The 1,593-nt window shown below is 44.6% G+C and carries 1 protein-coding gene; it reads left to right on the forward strand.

The genetic code is table 11. The features are described 5' to 3' along the window. Positions 1–72 precede the first annotated feature (72 nt). Positions 73–1,383: an IS91 family transposase gene (locus ACQ76X_RS35810; protein ID WP_438498651.1), complete on the forward strand. Its 1,311-nt coding sequence runs from the start codon at positions 73–75 to the stop codon at positions 1,381–1,383. Positions 1,384–1,593 lie beyond the last annotated feature (210 nt).

Here is a 1,593-nt window from a genome sequence, read left to right on the forward strand (position 1 = left end):
AAAGATAAGAATTTATATGTTTTGGGGTAAGCGAAGCTTACCCCTTATTTAATTTTTTGTTAAAATAGAGAAATGGACTCGAATATTCTAAAGCGGATTTTTTTCGATAAACATCAGCACTGGGATGCTTTTGTAAAAAAGCATAAAGAACACATTCGGCCCAATGTGATCAAAGAGGTGCAGAAGTTCCGGAGTTGTGGCGATCCTAGAAATGGATTCAAAATTCTGGTCTGCGAAGGCTGCCACGACATACGGAGAGTTCCGTATCGCTGTAAAGGGCGATTTTGCACCACCTGTTCTTGTGGGGAAACGGAAGAATGGAGCCGGTTGCTCATGGAGGATGTGTTTCAGGTTAACCATCGGCACGTGGTGTTTACGATAGATGAGGGACTGTGGAGCGTCTTTTTGCTGCATCGAAAAATGCTGAAAGGATTTATGGACGAGGCTGTACGGATCATTAAAGAACATTTTGAAAAGAAACATAAGGTGACACCAGGAATCATTGCGGGACTCCATACCTTTGGTTCCCGCCTGAATTTCAATCCCCATGTGCATATGCTGGTGACGATGGGGGGAATGAAGGAAAGCGGAGAATGGAAGACGTATGATTATGTGCCGTTTGAAATGCTGAGAAAACAATGGCAAACGGTGGTGCTGAAGCTCATCCGAAAAAGCTTGAACGCCGAAGAAAAGAAACAGGTGCAGTCCAGACTACAGCAAGCCTATTCCGCCAATGGAGAAGGCTTTTATGTGCATGCGCCGAAGCAAAAAGGAAACGTTAAGAACCAGCTAGGCTATATTGGACGTTATATCAAGCGTCCTGCGATTGCGCTCAAGCGAATCCAGTCTTACGACGGAGAATATGTTGTGTTCAGCTATTATGATAAAAAAAGTGGGGAAGAAAAGACGGAGCAAGTGAGGTGTGAAGAATTCATTGCGAGAGTGATACGACATATTCCGGATGAACATTTTAAAACGATCCGGTACTATGGGGTGTATTCCCGGAAGCTAAAAAAAATCAGCAAAAAGCTAGTGACCCGCTGGCAAAAAGAGGCCAGAAAGTGGATTGTTCGCGCGCAAAGACAGCTCAAACGAAGAAAATGGAGAGAACGAATCCAAAAAGGAAGCGGAAAAGATCCGCTGGTCTGTCCAAAATGCGAATGCTATTATGAATTTAAGGGAGAAGTCTGTCTAAAAGAAGGAAAACTCAGTATAAGATATGCAGCATGTGAGCAGACACGAGGCTGTTTAGAAAGGATGATTGAAGATCTCACCCGTATCGAAGAAACGAAAGCCCGTGAAAAAGAAGAGAAGAGAGCACGGAGGCATGGGAAGCAGTCTACCGAACAAAGAGGTAGTCAACTATGTCTGTTTGGTGTGTAAGCAGACGGAGGAAATCCCGCGAAGTGTCGTGCGCGACTTTGACCAAATGGACGGAGGAGATCCAATGCTTCCGCCCCAATTTACCTGTGAGTACTGCGGCGGAGAAATGTATCCGGAGTATTACAAGGGAGTCCATGGATACGAGTACCAAATAATAGAGGGTACACCGAACGTAAAAAGGACCTGAAGCAGAGCTTCAGGTTTTTCTTA

It is taken from the genome of Paenibacillus sp. IHBB 3054, from assembly GCF_051594305.1.
Lineage (GTDB): Bacteria > Bacillota > Bacilli > Paenibacillales > Paenibacillaceae > Paenibacillus_AQ.